We start from the raw sequence: 15,982 nt of genomic DNA, 5'->3' as shown, positions 1-15,982 counted from the left end.
GACGGAATCGAGGTCATCGAAACGAAGCCGCAGAGCGCCGCTTGATCAGCCTCGTCACCCAAATTCCAGCATAGCTCGCTCCGAGAGCATCGATGCGCCTGCTTTTGCAACTCGGCCTGCCGCCAGCGGCGGGGGATTGCCATATTTTTCGGCTAACTCAATGGACATGAGGTGTGGGAGCAGCCTACGGCCGAATGCTTTCTCGACTGTGAGGAAAATCCAGATGCCATCAGGGTCAATGTCGGACCAGTGGTAGAATGGAACCTCCGCAGGGATGTTGCGGGCAATCGAGCCAAACGCTTTCTGGAGTCCTGCAGATGGGTAGCCGCCGCCATAGAGAACGAGGCCGCGGCGATTCCGATCAGCCTCTGTTACATGTCTAACGAAGCTTGTGTAATTCTCCACCACGAGCACGTATTCCGGTGCGCGGCTAAAAGCGATGGTATCCGTCGTATCGGCTGGGATGCCAACGAAGGGAACGTCACGTTGGCAAGCTCCAAGGGTGATCGGTCCTGAAAGGAGTAGGGGAGGAGGCGCCTTCTCCAACCCAAGCGCACCAAGTGCCTCGCGGGGCGTTGCGCCCTCTGGGATGTCAATGAACACGCCTCGAAGGACCTTCGTGACGGCAGCCTCGAGCTGTTCCAACGCTTTGCTGTCGGCAATAGTCCTTCTGGAGAAAGTGCGATAGTCCAGTCCGATATGCCGCCGTCTGTAGATCGCTTGCGCGAGGATGAGCGTACGCTCGAGCGAACGTACGTCGCCGGGGGCAATGGCTGCCCACCGCCGATTCCTGGACCAGGTATCGGCAGCTTGCTGCGCATGTTCAGCGAACGGGGCAGACAACTCGGTCCGGCGAAATAGATCCTGGAGCGTTGACGCCGAGCGTTCGCTGGAAGGAATTCGTTCGACGAAACGATAGAGGCTTGCCGCGTCTGCGATCCGCACAAATTTGATCTCGCTAGCTCGCCGCCCCTTCTCCATCCTAAGCTCGATTGCACCCGCCCGACTTGCCTCTTCCAACTTCTTGCGAAAGCTGTCGGACTCGACGATGCTCGAAAAAGCGCTGCTATCGGGATAAGCGCGTGCGCTCGCTCGACCATCTTCGTGCCTATCCAGAAGATGAGATAGGAGGGCGCTCGGATCGGTAAATTTCACTCCGCTGCCATCCTTCGCAATTCATCATCATCCATGAGTTCGGGGTTGATGCGCTGCAGTTCCTTACGGGCTTTTTCCTTCACCTGAACTACTGTCGTTTCCGACTGCCCGCTGCCAATGTTGTCCACCTCAACAATGGCATGCATATAGCCTAGCAGCGACGGTCGCCGCTCAGGTGGCGCCGCCACGATCACCTGCAGGCCTAGGCTCTCATAGAAGCTCATCATCTGCCGCTGGTTCTTGCCGTCCAGCTTGGCAAAGGCTTCATCGAAGACGGCGAGCGCCATTCCAAGTTGCGATCCCGATCTTCCTTCGGCGGTCCCATAAACGGAAGCCAGCGAGGCACCGATGGCCACATAGAGCGGGACTTGTTGCTCGGCACCGGAGCCCGTGCCGCGGCGAGTTTCCCATCGTGTCTTATGCCCGGTATCAAGGTTCTCCACATGAATCTCGAAGACGAAAAAGCTCCGATAGTCCTCAAAACTGTCGAAATCTGTATCGGGGTCCTCCAGGATGCGCTTCACCTCGTCGAGGACGGGTTTGTGCGGAGAGTCTTCGGCTATCTCACCCTTGAACAGAAGATCCAGCGCATCCTCAGAAGTCACGTAAATCTCGACCGCTTTCAGGATCGGAGCATATTGAGCCACTTGCGTCCTGCTGAACGAATATCGCTCCCCGTGGAATGTGTGATTGCGGAGGCTATGGTTCAGCGAGTCGATATCTCTCTTCAGTTTGGAGATGCGTGAGTGGAGAGAGTTGACGAACTCGCCGCGAAAGATAGAGGAGACTCGCTCCGAAGCTTCAGCTGCCAGTGCTTCATGGCGCGTGAGCTCGTTCTCTTCAATATCGCGAAGCGTGGCCTCCACCCAGGGCAGTATATCCTTCAGGATGTCGCTTTCTGCTCCGACCTCCGAGCTTATGGGAGCGATGTCGAAATAGCTCCTCATGGCGGCCCGCACATTCCTGTCGGCCTCCATCATTCTATCTTTTGCCTGTTTGGAGCGATCCTCCGCGCGCTGCCCAATCCCACGATGGATCCCAGCTAGTGCTTCGTAACGGGCAGATGGATCAGTTTGGATTTGTTTACCGGCGATCCTCCCCCGGTACCTGCGGTTGGCCGGGAGCGGGGCCGTCAAGCGCCAGTTGTATTGGAACATGCGACGGGCGAGATCTCGTGAATGGCGCGACCCCTCTTGGTTGGTAAGGCCCGTGAGCGTCTTACTCGCGGTTTCAGCTTGTTTTTGGTAAGCGCCCTGCCTCTTCTGGATTGAGTTGAGCTCGGCATTTCTGGCCTGGACGTAGGCCTGCTGAACCTTCTTCTTCTCCTCAAGCTCATATAGGCGTTTCAGGTCGCCTTGATCGACCGCCTCCAGCCTGGATCGAGCCTCTCCTGCCAGCCTCTCCTGCGCTTGCGCTCTTTCAAGCAGGCGTGCAACCGTCTCGCTGTCCGCGGGCGAAGCCACGAAAGCGGCGGAGCGGTCAACCTCGGAAAGGATGCGCCTGCGCTGGGATAGGGTTTCGATTTCTCCCTGCAGCACCTCCAACAGCCTTTTCTGCTCCAGGAAAAGTTGCTCCTGCGCCGCCCTACCGATCTTGAGGCGGAAGGCTTCCTCCAGGCGGGTCCCTCGTAATAGTCCATCATCATAAAGGCCGTCAGCCATGAGGGCACGGCCGGGTTGGTTAAACTGCTCCATGGTGCGGGCCAGTCGCACATTGCCATATCTGCGCTGCAGGAAGGCGACTGCGTCTTTGTCTTCGGACCTGAAAAGCGATGGGAACCAACCTGGCTCGACCGGATCTTTGTATCGCTCGAGCTTGTTTAGGCTGACTAGGGATGCCTGGCGTAGATCCCGCCTGTTTTCTCTCAGGATCGTCGTCGCCATGTGAATATGGTCGCGATCGACGAAGATCGCTTCCCTATCTCGACCGAGAAGACCTTCAGCCGCTTGTCCCCAATTCTTGTCGGTAAGGTCTACGATGTCGCAAAGCGCTCTCGGAACCATCCCGGCCATGCGAAGGAGCCTCATCAACTCGCGGGTATGGTCGCCGAGGTGAGAATCCCGTGAACCGGAAGCGGCCGCCTGGATAGATCGAGACAGCTTGTCGAGCTCCTCATTCTTGGTATGCCAAGCGGCTTCCGCCTCGCTGCGCGCCCTGCCAATTCTCTCGGCGGTGACCGGGAGCGAAGCCACGAACGCTTGTTCGATCACTGTGGTGGCTTCCGTGTTCCCGCGCTTGACCGCCTCGGCCACCGCGGAGGCGTGAGCAGCCAATTCGCGGGAGCTTACATCACCCTTTCCGAGTGCTTCGGCCGCGGCTGCGATCCGCTGCATGTGCTTCACTCTTTCAGAGACCCGTTTGAGGCAATCTGCGGCGGAAAAGGAATGACTTTCGGCCATCTTCGTAAGATCGTCGATGCCCACCTTGGCTTTGATCGCTTCGATCTGCTTGATGATGCGGTGCACATCCTGGGTCGCTTCGGTGATCGAACTGTTCAGATCGTTGATTTCCTCGCTCTCTGCCAGAAGAGATGCCTCGGCTTCCTTGACCTCTTCTTCGAGTGCCCTCATCGCCGCGGAGGCCGCGAGGTATCTCGCCTTGCGACTGATCCAATCCTCCTCGACGTGTTCGTTGAGGAAGTTTCTAAAATCTTCCGCTCGCGCCTTGACCACTTTCAGCCGCTTTGCGCGCTCTCGCATGTTTTTGATGGTCTGGTTGACTTGTCGGTAAGTCTTCAGCGACTCTCGCAGTTCACCGATCCTCATCGGAGACTCCTCAAGGATATAGTTCCTGACGAAGTCTGTTGCGGACAGGCCCTGGTTGAGCGTCATGCCGTTCACAATCGCTTTTGCAAGCGCGGCGGCGTTTCCGGAAGTTGGCGCCGATCGTGGAACCAAGTCACGCATATATTCCCGGATGTGATCCGTGGCGCTGTCGCGATGGTTTACGAAACCGCTCCCGCATTCCCTCTCCAGTGCTTGCCTCACTTCCTCCCATTGCGCGAATTCTTGCCTTCCTTCCCGCTCACGCAGGAAATCTGTCGTCTTCAATATTTTGCCGCGAACGACGAAGCGGCCGAGTATAGTTTCCGCTGGCTGTGTCTTCCTCGCTTCCATGGCGAGACCTACCGTCAAGTCTGGCTTCACTCCATCGACGTCGCGAAAACTAATGGTCACATAGGTAAGGCAGGCTTCCCGCCGAAAATCGCCCTCTCCGCGCGCACCGAGGCAATACCCCTGTACCGTGCGCCTTGGACCGCTTCTGCGACGATTCTCACCAGCGACTGGGTTGAGGTTCATGTAGCGTCCGCTGGCGCCAGTGAGCACCACTTGGATCATGTCCAGGATTGTTGATTTGCCCGACGCGTTTTCACCTAGGAACCCGACGTGGCCGCTAACCGGAATATCTTCGACAGTGAACGAATGCCAATTCACCAGCGTGAGATGCACGAGTTCCATCATTGCAATTTTTCCTCGACGGAACCGAGCTGGCGGGGCTCATAGTCTTCCAGGGCAACCTGCTCCTCAATGCGCCTCAACGCGTCGGATCCGGAAACAAGCTTGATTATCGGCCGAACCACCACTTCCCGATCCTGAAGGACACGATCGAACTCTCCGAGCCAGATCAGGTTACGCGCAGCAAGATCCTCAAGAACGTCTTGGAACCTGGACTGCGACACAAGCATCTTTGTGCCCCTTTCGGCCATTTCCCTGTATTTCTCATAGAGGACGTTGAATGTGGTCAAGACGGTCGCGCGTTCTTCAACGTTGCCCTGGTTCGCTTCGTCCTGCCAATGAGCCGCTGCCACCAGAAGCACGATAGTCTCGTCAGCCTTCATTTTTGGCGTCGACGACATCTCCTCATCATCCAGCACGATCCCTGCCCACTGTTCGTCTTGCTCCCTGTGAACCCGGTAGCCGATGCAATCAAAGAAATCGTCGATCACTCTTCTAAATCGACTATCCATAATTACATCATAGACGGTCGCCACGCCACGATCGCCCGAATAAACGAATTGGTGACGGAGGAGGTATCGGCAAGCTTTCCGAAGATCGGCACCCTTGTCCCCGCCGTATCGGGCCTCAACCTCTTCGAACTCAGTCAGCATCCAGGCCTCCAGCCGCCGCAGCCCGCCTCCGGATGAGGAAGTTACCGCACTTTGTCCACTCGCTATCGTGCTGATGCCGCTGAGAGTCATCCACGATCTCAAACGCCGCCGCGATAGAAGGCGGAACGTCGCCCGGCTTGGTGAACCGTCGGATCACATCGAATGCAATGAATGAGTCTACGTCTTCTATCTGCAGGAAACGTGCCTCTTTCGTCACCGCCAACGGAACTTTCTCGTTCAGCCATTGCAGTAGTTGTTTCTCGTCTGGAGCGATTCGTTCCAAGTACTGCTTCTTGAGTTTCTTACGCAACGCCAGCAACGGATCCAGGACTTTGGGTGGGACCGCCATTGACTCCAGCGCCTTACGTGGTTGCCGCGGCTGCGCGAGGTGCCTTTCCGACCACGGCGTTCGCATCGGCTCGACCGGGAGGGGTACCCAAGCGAACGCAGAAACGGCAGGGCGCTGGTCCATTACCTTGTGAAGCCGGTGTACGAGAGATGCGGCTCGGCTTGAAATGCCACTGCTCCCTTGCTCCGCATATTTGACCGTGTTGCGAAGACGCTGTTCAAGCTGTCGCCGAAAGATGGCGATCCGGTCGAACATTTCGCCAATCCCATCAAAGACTTCATGAATCGATAAAAGGTCGGTTTCTGCTGTTCTAAGCCCATTCTCGTGGGTGTCGGCCATCCCGTTTTCGACGTAACCCGAAGCGATCATCTTCATGATCTCGGGATCGAGAGAGATATCGCGAGCCAGGTCAAGGATGTGGTCTTTGAATCTAAAGGGATGATTGAAAGTGTGGATGGCTTGAAAATCCTTCAGAACCAACTCTCCGATGAATTCTTGGAAGTATGCGTCTACCCTCTCGCGCATGCTACGCGATTCCATAATAGTCCGGCGGACGCGCCTCAGGTCGGAGAGAATCGCCCTGAGCGTCTTAAGAAAGGCGGTGGCGTGTTCTCGCGCCTGCACCACGGCATATGCAGCATCCACGGCCTCTTTTCCCGAAGAGGCCGGCTGGAGTTTCGCCGCCAATTCTAGACTCTGCTTCACGTTGACAACGACGCCGCCAAAACGCTGGCTCACGTCGGATTTCAGGCTGACCAGGAGCTGCATGACCAAGCTCGCGCCCATGGGCATATCTACGGTCACTCTTAGCCCGTATTCTTCCTCTTCGAGCCAACCGGTCTGGACCAATTTCTGGTAGGCAACACTTGCGACCCTCAACGCCGCCTCTGCAGCCTCATTCGCCTCGCCGGCAAATTTCAGCCGCCGGCGCCGCTTTGACACTAGATCAGGTAGGCCTTCACCAACATCTTCGCCTTCGGCAAGAAGCTCAGGCATCCGCTTGATAAGATCGTAGATTGCATGGACCACCTCCTGCGGGGTGGGGAAGGAGGCACCACGAGAGAAGAAGCGCTCGTAGGTATCTAGTAATGCCGCCTCATAGAGGAACCGGAATTTGCGTGAAAAGATCAGGAACGCGTCATCATTAAGATAACGGAAAAGTGCCATTTGTGGCGTTTATCCCCAAGGTGCCCGGTCGTTTTTATGCCATTGCTCTGTTGGTCAAACAACCCAAGAAAGGGACGGTGAAGAACAATATTTTCGGGTCTGAGGCAACATCTTTAGTTAAAGGGCCGCTAATTGTCGTCTCGAGTGAGCTGAGGAGTCAGTCGGTACCCACAGAACCCAGCGCGAACTTCGGCCACAGGAACCGAGCCTTCGGGGTGGCGCGGGCGAGACGTCCTCCGCGCCCATAATGACAGCGCCCTCAAGTCGAGACGCGATGAACGCTTGCGCCTCATATCAGTCCTCAAGCCGACTACTGGCGCATTCCAGAACCGGTCATTCGAGCGATAACGGAGGCGACTCCGTCGATTGCGATGCTCTTCAGAAAGCGCTTTGTAGGAAACTTCGAAACGATCGATATCACTTGCCATACAATTGAAATCTAACGTGTCAAAAGACTTCAAGATCTCGGATTTGCTATGTTTAAGCAACGTGTTGCTCGACTCTTAGCGAAAATCGCCACATTTTGCTACAAAACTCCTGCCCTCTATAACCCGCAGAATTCTTCCATTTTCGGAAGCGATCTTTTTCTGACTGTGGCGCGTCCTAATCGGGCGGCAGCGAAAACCGGCGTGAACTCTCCACCCACGGACCCAACGTTATTCTGCAGGCCCTGGACGTCGGTTTGAGAGGGGCTCGATTTGTACCCTTTGGGTTTATAAATGCGGAAAGATGTAAACTTGACTGTGGTTTAGAAAATGCCCATAATATAAACCATGAGTGAACAATTCTCAGGAAAGCTAAACCACCTTCAACGCGAACTTCCCGAAGGGCTGGTCGTGGATTCAGCGTGGTTGAAGGAGCGGGGCTACTCCGCCCAGCTTTGCCGAAAATACGTCACAAACGGCTGGCTGGAGCGCGTGGCTCACGGCGTCTATCGCAAGCCCGGCGGAAAACTCCTGTGGGAGCATATCGTCATATCACTGCAGACCCTGCTGATGAAACCGCTCCTTGTCGGCGGGGGCACGGCGCTGTCACTCCACGGATTTTCCCACTATCTTTGGCGGGAAGAGAAGAAGGTTCACCTCTACAGCCCCGACGAAGCGCCAACCTGGCTGAAAAAGCTCCCGCTGCAAATCAAGTTCGTTTATCACAACAGCGAGGCCCTGTTTCGCAATGAGCCTATACACTTCGGGCCTACCAGTCTGGCGTGGAACCTCAAAGACAGCAGCCATGTCAGCGACGACAATATCCACGGCGGCTCTTTCCGGGTCATGCTATGGGGCCAGTGGGAATGGCCGCTGACGCTTTCAACGCCTGAGCGCGCCGTCCTCGAAATGCTGGACGGGCTGCCCGGCCATGAGAGTTTCGACCAGGCCGACAAAATCATAGAAGGGCTCACCACCCTCAGCCCCCGGCGGCTGCAGAAGCTGCTCCTTGATTGCAAGAGCATCAAGGTCAAACGCCTGTTCTTCTTCTTCGCCGACCGCCACAATCACCCGTGGCGCAAGCACCTCAACAAAGAGGCCATCGATCTTGGAACCGGCAAGCGGATGCTCGTGCCGGGCGGTCGCCTTGACCCCACCTACCTGATCACCGTGCCGGAAGAATTATATGCCGGTCAGTGAACAGTACCGCCGCCAGGTCACCTTGCTAATCCAGACGCTCCCGGCTGTGGCCGAGGAGAAGGATTTCGCCCTCAAGGGCGGTACCGCCATCAATCTGTTCGTCCGCGATATGCCGCGCCTGTCGGTCGATATCGACCTGACCTTCCTGCCGGTTATGCTGCGGGATGAATCGATGGCCGCCATTGAGGCTGCGCTTCTGCGGGTCAAGAAACGGATTGAGGACTCAGTCGCAGGCGTGCGCGTCTTTGAAAGCCGCCAGAACGACGGCAGCCTGACCCGCCTCGTCGTTCAGGACAGGAACCGTACGCAGATCAAAATCGAAATCACTCCCGTTCTGCGCGGCTGTGTTTTCGCCCCGGAAATAAGGTCGGTGTCGGCAACCGTGGAAGATAAGTTCGGCTTCGCGGAGATTCAGGTGGTCTCGTTCGCGGACTTATATGCGGGCAAGATCATGGCGGCCCTGGACCGGCAGCACCCCCGCGACCTTTTCGATATCAGGGATTTGCTGGCCAACGAGGGGATCACCCACGACTTGCGCCAAGGGTTTATCGTCTATCTCATCAGCCATGGCCGCCCCATCGCTGAAGTCATCGCCTCCGGTCAGAAAGACATTGCGGCCTAGTATGAAAGGAACTTTGCCGGGATAACCGAGGAGCATGTACCGCTCGCCGAACTTCACGCGGCGCGGGCGCAGCTTGTTGAAATCTTGATCGGCAGTATGCCCCAGGCGCATCGTGAATTTCTGGTCGGTTTCAAGAAGGGCGAGCCTGACTGGGAAAAGCTCGGATTGGCCGGCGCTGCGGAGCTGCCGGCGGTGAGATTCAAGCAGCAGAACCTTGATAGGTTGAGCGCGGAGGCGAGGGCGGTCTTAATTGAACGTCTGGGAACAGTATTGGGAATCGGCGATAAGTAATCACGTGGTCGCACTGGTCTGCGCCGCCGTCTGATGTGAAGCGAACCCAAAATGCGGGCTCGACTACGCGGACTACGGCTGGGCTGCCGGGCTGCCTGCGTTGAGCGCTTCAACGTTTTAACCCAATTTGGCCTTCGAAAGGGGGCAGTATGGACGTTCGCCTTCGTTTCCCCCTCGGAAACCCCATTGTGCTGGCCGATAGCTGGCCGCTTGAAGGCTATGGTGCCGTCATCGAGTTCGACCGCACGGGAGAACAGGCAACGGCTATTATCGTGACCTTTCGGGATCAGCCAGTGTCCTTGGCTCCCAAAATTACGGCGACGCCCGAAAAGACGGAGAAGGCGCACATTCATATCCGTGGAGATTTCGAGACCCGCGCGTCTGCCATTGTGCGACGCCTCAGCGAATATATCGGGCTCTATCAGGGACTCGACGTTCGCCTCGACAACGTCGAGGTTACTTTCCTCGGCAAGACCGATCAGGAACGCGACGAGATCAAGCTCAGCAAGTTCAACGTCTCCAAAGCAGCACGCAAGCGGCGCTTCGCCTTCAGCATGCTTGCGCAGGCGTTTTTTGCAGGAGAGAGCGGCGACGACCCCTCTTTCGTATCCCATATGGCGGGCCTCGCCCGCGAGGCGCTTATAGCTGAAGAGTATATTGATGCCTTCCGCTATGCGTTCTTGCTTTGCGAAGCGCTCTATGGGGGCGGAAAGTTTAAGACTGTTCAGCTTGTTCAGGCGATGCACAGCAACGACCAATTCAGGGCCATCGTCGAGGCCGCAATGAATGACTTCGATACCGAACCCATCCATCGGCGGTCGAATGCCAAACAATTGATCGCCCAGCATCCTACCGCTCTGGCCATGATCGAATACCTCGTAGCGCAAAGGGGGTTCTATTTTCATGGCAATCTGGAGCGGAAGGACGCCTGGCACCCGGACCATCAGAACAAGGCACAGGAACTTGCTGAAATCGCCGTCGGTCTGGCCGGCGGGATAGCCCACAGCTTTGCCGACCAAATGTTCAAACCTGAAATTGCCTCTCGCTATTTCGAGAACGCAAGGAAGCAAGGAGCAATAATGACGATCAACGTTGAGATGAAATTCAAAGACGAGGCAGGCTTCGAGCAGAACCGAACCATGAGAATAAATACGCCAGGCACGCGCGCGACGAATTCAATGGCGATGGCAGTGCATGCCCAATTCCTGGAATGGGCGCAGGTTGAAATGAGCGACAAAAATCTAATCTCGGCTGTAGCGGTCGATGCTAAGTCTGGCAAAGAGCTTTTTCGCTCGCACTACCTGAGTTCAGATGGCGCCGCCACCGGCTAAATCGAAACGTTTGGCGCGGGACCCGTAGGAAGCGAACGGCGCGATCGACCGTTCATTGAACCGAAATCCCAACACCCCTCGGCTAATCCGTGTTGGTAACCGCGAGTCAGTTGCGAGGACGTGGTGTAAACAGAGGGACCTGCACGTGTGGTGCAGAGAGCGTTCACGCAAGAAGCCCGTTTCCAATTTGATATCGATCAGACTCTGCATATTCAAAGTTCCTAAGATCCGTTATAAACGGATTTTGGGGCGTTGGGCTCAGGCATGATCGACTCAGATGTATTCGACTTCGTCGAGCGATGCCGCAAACACGCGACAGCAGGAGCGCTCTTGAGCGATCTGCTCGCGACTGTAAAGAATCTTGGATTTGAGCATCTTATCTTAAGCGGCGTGCCTTTGGGCGGGCAGAAGCTCGCGCCTATGGTGGAACTGAACGGTTGGCCTAAAGGCTGGCTCGAGCGCTATGTGGAAGCAGAGCACGCCGCGGTGGATGGCGTCTGCATCTATTCGGCGAAAACGTTGAAGCCGTTTCTTTGGTCCGAGGTTCCAGCCAAGTGGTCCAATACGGAAGAATCGCGGCGCGTCGCCGGCGAAGCGACCGAGTTCGGCATCTGGAGCGGCTTCGCCGTGCCGATGCTGAGTGTACACCACTGGCAATCCGTGCTCTCGTTCGCCTCGTCCGCGAGGGTCTGCAAGTTGTCGCAACGCCAACAGGTGCAACTGGTCACCATGGCTGTCTACGCCGGCATGACGATCCAGTCGTTTTCAGATGACGATGAAGGCGACGAAGGCCTCCTGACCGATCGGGAAAGGGAAGTTCTCTTGTGGGCCGCGGCCGGCAAGACGTCGTCGGAGACTTCGCAGATCCTCGGCCTGACTGAGCGCACCGTGAAATGGCACGCGACACGGGCGCGCCAGGCCTTCGGCGTCGCGACCACCACGCAGGCCGTCGTCGAAGCGGTGCGCCGGCGTCTCATCCACCCCTAAAATGCGTCAACTGTCCGATCGGACAGGTGACGTACATTAGACAGGCTGCAACTATCCCCAAGAACGATCGAGGATCGCGCGATGATTACGGCTCATGTCGTCAATGCGCATAACAAGCATCTCTATGAAAACGAATTCGACGAGTTTCTGCGCCGCCGGCACGATTTTTTTGTGCACCAGAAACGCTGGCGCCCTCCAAGCCCGGACGGTCGCGAACTAGACCAGTTCGATACTGACGCGGCCACCTATCTGCTGGGTATCGAAGAGAATCGCGTTGTGACCTCGGCCCGATTGATCCCAACGAGCGAGCCGCATATGGTCTCGGAGGTCTTTCCTCACATGTGTGAGAAATCAGGCGTTCCCAGGCGGCCCGACTGGGCCGAATGGACCCGCACCTTCGTCGTTCCCGACAAGCGCTCGACCGGGTTGCGAGGCACGCTGACGCAGCTCTGTTGCGCAGTCATGGAATACGCGCTCGACGAGGGCCTCAGCGCGGTCGGCGGCGTCCAGGAGACCTATTTCATGCCCCACCACGGCGCGCTGAATTGGCACGCCGAGCCGCTCGGCATGGCCAGGGAGGAAAAGGGCGAGTGGTACATCGTTGCGTATATTGAAGTGAATGAGGCAGCGCTGGCGAGCGTGCGGAAGATACTTGGGGTTAAGCGGTCGTTGTTGATGCGGCGAGGGATGCAACGACCGTTCGTCGACAGCAAAACAGACCGTGTAATCGGACTGCGGAGCCGTCGCGACGGAGGTCATTAATGTTCATGGCTAAATGAGCGCTTATTCGGACACAAATTGAACAAGAAACCACATCAAGGGAGACAAATCGTGAAACGCCTGATAGTTGCAGTTTTGGCGCTTGCCACAGCAAGCCATTATGCTCACGCACAAGATGCAGCGCGACCTGAGGTCGTCGTCGTTGTTCCCGAAGAAGTTCAACAGGCCGATAGAGATAAAATCAAAGACATAATAACAAAGTCATTTGATTTTGGGGTCCAAGTCGGTCCGCTCGGAGGCGGAATAGGGATCTCTATAAAGTCGGCCGATCAACAAAACAAGTCTATCGATCTATCCAGGTTTTCGCAAATGACGCCGCAAGAGGTACAGAAGAATTTTCTCTGCGATGCGCTTTGCGACACTGCGGCCGCCGGCGCCGCTGCGGCCTGCAGCGGCCTCTCCGCGGGCGTAGCCGTTGCTGCGTGCCTCGCCGCCGCAGCTGCAGGGAGAGATGAGTGCCATAGACATTGCTGATCAAATGTCGGCTTGCGTCCTATAGGGCAGAGGTTCATTATGAAGCGCCTGATTGTTTGTACCTCACTATTTACAGCTCTAACCTGTGCATCTCATGCGGATGACTCAATGGATATCCAAGCTGCGATCCGGCAGCTGAATGATGTAGAGAAGTCGCTCACCTCTACTGCAGTGAAAATGCAGACGGTCGAAAAGAGCATTGAGCACGACTCTGCTCTTCAGACGATTTATCTGAACAAGTCTGAGGAGGTGCGTAGAGCGCTCGATTGCTTGAACGACAAGGTCATTTACGGCGATGATAGTCGGGCCAATTACTACTGTGGGACTGCCGAGGAAAAGCGTGCGGTGGAGGGGACCGCCGCATTCATGATGGCATCTAAACTTAGCCCGGATAGCGATCCATCTTACATCGCCGTCGAGCAGACGCCTTCTAGGCTCTGCACGAAAGAACAGACCGCGTCGCTCGGCCTTCCTCCGGAAAGTTTCTATGACGAGCCAGAGACAGCATTCTGCAGTGGCTTTAAGGTGGGGGAAAAGCTTATTGCGACAGCAGGGCATTGTATTCCGGACGAATCGTTCTGCGCTAATACCAAAATCGTCTTTGGATTCTATCGGTCTGACGCTGAAACTGAACCAACGCGGATTCCGGTCGGAAATGTGTATCAATGCAAGAAGATTGTTGCCGGTAACTATGCTCCTGATACGTTAGAGGCAGACTGGAGGGTTATAGAAGTGGACCGGCCTATAGAAGGTAGGCCGTCATTTTTGATACAGGACAGGTCTCCTGGAACCGTCACCAAGAACCAATCGGTTACAGTGATTGGATATCCAATTGGCATGCCTGCCAAAATTACGAGGAACGCGTCGGTGATAGCCGTCGAAGAGAACTATTTTGTTGCGGATAGTGATACGTACGGCGGCAACTCTGGTTCGGTCGTTGTCGACGCTGACAAGCTGGCCAAAGGCGAATTGGTGGCTAAAGGCATAGTTGTGCGAGGCGCAAGAGACTTTATCCGAAAATCACCTTGCTATGCATCCAACCGATGTCAAAAGGTTGAACTCGGAAATGGTCAATGTGGAGGGGAGAGTTCCACTCATGCGTGGCTGATCAAGAACGCCATAGGAAATTAATATGAAGGCGCTCATGTTTGCGCAACTACTTCTAGTTTCGCAACCAGGATCAAGTGGCGAAATATTATCGGTTCACATTTATCCGCAGCTTGTAGAGGTGCGCGTAGCGAGCAATGGGTGTACAACCAAAGACTCGTTTCAGTTCCGGTTTATCGGTGCGGAGCAGGGAAGAAGAAGATATTCGTTCGAACGACTGGCTCGTGCGGTCGATTATTGCAAGGCGTGGCTACCTGAAGGCGTGACGCTTTTTTACGTGCCAAGTGACATTGGTGTGGAGAGCTTCTGTGATGTTCAAGTGGTCAACTTTCCGAACATGAATGGCGAACGTCCTGTGTGCTGAAGTAAAGACTAGTGCTGTGCCTCGCGTAGTGAAATCAAAGTTCTTTGGTCGTCCGAGCTCTATCTTCAATGTTAATGGTTCGCAGCCTTCTGGCTGCCTATCAGTTTGGGAGACCGTCGGTCGCCGCGGATTTCTCAGCGGTGTTGCGGCGACCCAAATCGCTGTTGCTGCGCATGGGCTGTCCCATGCCGAGGTCTCGACGACATAGATGTTGGGGCTCAACCTATTTTTCGTTCTATCAGCGAAGCGGGCAAGACGATCCTCGGCTGTTACTTGCAATGAGCGGCGTGCTTGCGGCGAGAGCCGCGTTCCTGCATAATGCCTGGCCGATCCGTTCGTCGGCTTTCTGGACATGCCGAGCAGTCAAGACGCTAACCGGAAAGCTCGAATACTTCGATCTGCGTGACCTGCATGAGGCCGATCACGAACAAAGCTTTCTGGGTCAAACTCCGAGCCGCGCTTCGCGGCGATCGGAAAGTTCAATCAACTGACCGAACTCCGCAACGGGCTTCGCCACAGCCGAACCGTCGATGAGATCACTCGCAAAGAAGGTGAGGCCGCGATCTTGTGATTTGAACAGGTGCTAAGTCGCGTTTCTGGGCCTGTGCGCCAAGCTGTGGAGGTTAGCCCCCGTCCGAAGGCAGGCTATTTTTCTCTTGGTCACAAAGAAGGCCGCTCTGCGCTCTTGCCGGTCACCTCGACGGTTGAGCCCCCGCTGAACCGGACATGCTCCCCGCCTTTAACTGAAGGAGAGATTTTCCCGCCTCAATAGCGGAGAGGGCGAAGTCGGCGACTGAATCGGTTGGATCGACAGCTCAATTCGCCCTTTTGAACACTTGCAATAGCGGTTTGCAACTGGGCGTCGGGATAAACACTTGAGGCCTCTTTTTTGCGAAATCTGTAGGTACCCCATGGGCGCGAGGTCGCGTGTCGATACGACTAGCAGGCTGTTGAAAAAGTCACTCGTCACCGGACCGCAGCGGTGATTCACTGGCTCCGAAGGGATTCGGAGGATAGCGAGTGCGCGGCGGGGACGATCGAACTGGCGAACTGTTCAGCTACGTGGACCTTGAAGCCCGTGTTCGGCGCGATCATCCATTGCGGGCGATCCGGATGATCGTGAATGAAGCCCTGTCGGCGCTGGAGCGTGAGTTCGCGGCGCTGTATTCGCCGATCGGACAGCCCTCGATCCCGCCGGAGAAGCTGCTTCGGGCGATGCTTTTGCAGGCGTTCTATTCGATCCGCTCGGAGCGGCTGTTGATGGAGCGGCTGGAATACGACCTTCTGTTCCGCTGGTTCGTCGGGATTGGCGTTGACGATGCGGCCTGGGATCATTCTGTCTTCTCCAAGAACCGTGACCGGCTTCTTGAGGGCGACATCGCGGCGAAGGTCCTTGCGGCGGTGCTGGCGCAGCCCAAGGTCAAGAAGCTGCTGTCGACGGATCACTTCTCGGTCGACGGCACGCTGATTGAGGCCTGGGCTTCGATGAAGAGCGTCAAAGCCGAAGGACGGCTCAGGCGAAGCGCCGAAGGATGGCTCCGCTGGTGCGCATTTCGCAAAAGCCGGACAGGGGTTCCGCTAATTCCCGGACAGTGGTTTCGCTAATGTCGGGACAGTCTGGC

General features: G+C 56.2%; 11 protein-coding genes and 2 pseudogenes. 9 read left to right on the top strand and 4 right to left on the bottom strand.

From position 1 onward, the window contains the following. Positions 1 to 54: 54 nt before the first annotated feature. The 4 genes from CK222_RS31075 to CK222_RS31060 are packed head-to-tail and all read right to left on the bottom strand — an operon-like array spanning position 55 to position 6,779. Positions 55 to 1,155, bottom strand: coding sequence for a Wadjet anti-phage system protein JetD domain-containing protein (locus CK222_RS31075; protein WP_095802965.1), 1,101 nt, complete (start codon positions 1,153 to 1,155; stop codon positions 55 to 57). Continuing rightward, positions 1,152 to 4,616, bottom strand: coding sequence for an SbcC/MukB-like Walker B domain-containing protein (locus tag CK222_RS31070; protein WP_095802964.1), 3,465 nt, complete (start codon positions 4,614 to 4,616; stop codon positions 1,152 to 1,154). The genes CK222_RS31075 and CK222_RS31070 overlap by 4 nt, the downstream gene beginning before the upstream one ends. Then, positions 4,613 to 5,263: a DUF4194 domain-containing protein gene (locus tag CK222_RS31065; protein ID WP_095802963.1), complete on the bottom strand. Its 651-nt coding sequence runs from the start codon at positions 5,261 to 5,263 to the stop codon at positions 4,613 to 4,615. The genes CK222_RS31070 and CK222_RS31065 overlap by 4 nt, the downstream gene beginning before the upstream one ends. After that, entirely contained in the window at positions 5,253 to 6,779 is a 1,527-nt protein-coding gene (locus CK222_RS31060; RefSeq protein ID WP_095802962.1) for a Wadjet anti-phage system protein JetA family protein, read from the bottom strand. The genes CK222_RS31065 and CK222_RS31060 overlap by 11 nt, the downstream gene beginning before the upstream one ends. Before the next feature lie 773 nt (positions 6,780 to 7,552). Here CK222_RS31060 and CK222_RS31055 point away from each other — a divergent pair. From CK222_RS31055 to CK222_RS31020, 9 genes and pseudogenes are all read left to right on the top strand, one after another. Continuing rightward, positions 7,553 to 8,404, top strand: coding sequence for a type IV toxin-antitoxin system AbiEi family antitoxin (locus tag CK222_RS31055; RefSeq protein ID WP_095802961.1), 852 nt, complete (start codon positions 7,553 to 7,555; stop codon positions 8,402 to 8,404). Beyond that, positions 8,391 to 9,317 (top strand): annotated as a pseudogene (locus CK222_RS31050) (nucleotidyl transferase AbiEii/AbiGii toxin family protein). Before CK222_RS31055 ends, CK222_RS31050 begins: the two are co-directional and overlap by 14 nt. Positions 9,318 to 9,466: 149 nt before the next feature. Continuing rightward, the gene (locus CK222_RS31045) at positions 9,467 to 10,648 is read left to right on the top strand and encodes a hypothetical protein (protein ID WP_095802960.1); all 1,182 of its coding nucleotides are present in this window, start codon (positions 9,467 to 9,469) and stop codon (positions 10,646 to 10,648) included. Positions 10,649 to 10,978: 330 nt separating this feature from the next. Continuing rightward, a complete protein-coding gene (locus CK222_RS31040) occupies positions 10,979 to 11,635 on the top strand; it encodes a LuxR family transcriptional regulator (RefSeq protein ID WP_245322454.1) in 657 nt (218 codons plus the stop codon). A gap of 81 nt (positions 11,636 to 11,716) precedes the next feature. Beyond that, positions 11,717 to 12,397: an acyl-homoserine-lactone synthase gene (locus tag CK222_RS31035; protein WP_095802958.1), complete on the top strand. Its 681-nt coding sequence runs from the start codon at positions 11,717 to 11,719 to the stop codon at positions 12,395 to 12,397. 69 nt (positions 12,398 to 12,466) lie between these two features. Continuing rightward, positions 12,467 to 12,889, top strand: a complete 423-nt coding sequence (locus CK222_RS32100; RefSeq protein WP_141245923.1) for a hypothetical protein — start codon at positions 12,467 to 12,469, stop codon at positions 12,887 to 12,889. Between the two features lie 108 nt (positions 12,890 to 12,997). Then, a complete protein-coding gene (locus tag CK222_RS31030; RefSeq protein WP_176477809.1) occupies positions 12,998 to 14,020 on the top strand; it encodes a serine protease in 1,023 nt (340 codons plus the stop codon). A gap of 1 nt (position 14,021) precedes the next feature. Then, the gene (locus CK222_RS32095) at positions 14,022 to 14,360 is read left to right on the top strand and encodes a hypothetical protein (protein WP_141245924.1); all 339 of its coding nucleotides are present in this window, start codon (positions 14,022 to 14,024) and stop codon (positions 14,358 to 14,360) included. 1,020 nt (positions 14,361 to 15,380) lie between these two features. After that, positions 15,381 to 15,882: pseudogene (locus CK222_RS31020) on the top strand (transposase); the annotation flags it as partial. Between the last annotated feature and the right edge of the window lie 100 nt (positions 15,883 to 15,982).

The sequence above is a fragment of the Mesorhizobium sp. WSM3866 genome (assembly GCF_002294795.1).
GTDB lineage: Bacteria > Pseudomonadota > Alphaproteobacteria > Rhizobiales > Rhizobiaceae > Mesorhizobium.
Note: the sequence above shows the minus strand (reverse complement) of the source record. Positions and strands in the feature narration are given on the sequence as shown.